This is a genomic window from Geobacillus jurassicus NBRC 107829, assembly GCF_001544315.1.
Classification (GTDB): domain Bacteria; phylum Bacillota; class Bacilli; order Bacillales; family Anoxybacillaceae; genus Geobacillus; species Geobacillus jurassicus.
Window position 1 is genome coordinate 1 of sequence record NZ_BCQG01000130.1, and the last position, 664, is coordinate 664.

The following is a 664-nucleotide window of genomic DNA, read 5'->3' on the forward strand; positions in this document are numbered from 1 at the left end:
GGCAACATATATGTCATGGTTCAATCATTTCTCTATTATCAGCAAGAGCAGCGCAAACGTTCATGAATAGGTGGAAGGGGGATATAACATGGGCATGGCGGGCGCAGTGGTGCAGTTATTCATTTCGCTGTTGGTTCCTATTGGACTTGTATGGTATGGGAGGAAAAAAGGGTGGCTTTCATGGAAGGCGCTCGGCGTAGGAGCGGCCGTGTTTCTCGTTTTCTCACAAGTGTTGGAAAAAGCGCTGCACATCGCCGTGCTTGAACCGGGGCGCCCGGCGTTGAAAGGCACGGACAGCGTCTGGCTCTTTGTCCTATACGCCGCGCTTGCCGCCGGCGTGTTTGAAGAAATTGGCCGCTATGTCGGGTTCCGTTGGCTGCTAAAGCAACATCGCGGATATGGCGATGGTTTATCATTCGGGCTTGGGCACGGCGGGACGGAAGCGGTATTGCTCGGGGTGGTTGGCGCGGTCAACGTCATCGTGCTTGCCAGCCTGATTCAATCCGGATCATTCGACAAAACGATCGCCCCGTCGCTTCCGCCCAGGCAGGCGGAGCTGATCAAGGAGCAAGTGCTGCACACGCCGTTTGCGATGTACGTGTTAGGCGGCTTGGAACGGCTGTTTGCCTTGGCGGTGCACGTGGCGCTGTCGCTGCTCGTTTTG

Annotated in this window: 1 protein-coding gene; it reads left to right on the forward strand. The window is 56.0% G+C overall.

What is annotated here, in order from left to right; translation table 11 throughout:
• Positions 1-88 precede the first annotated feature (88 nt).
• Positions 89-664 (forward strand): YhfC family intramembrane metalloprotease (locus tag GJ1_RS17445; RefSeq protein ID WP_066235155.1); only part of this gene is annotated, 576 nt, incomplete at its 3' end.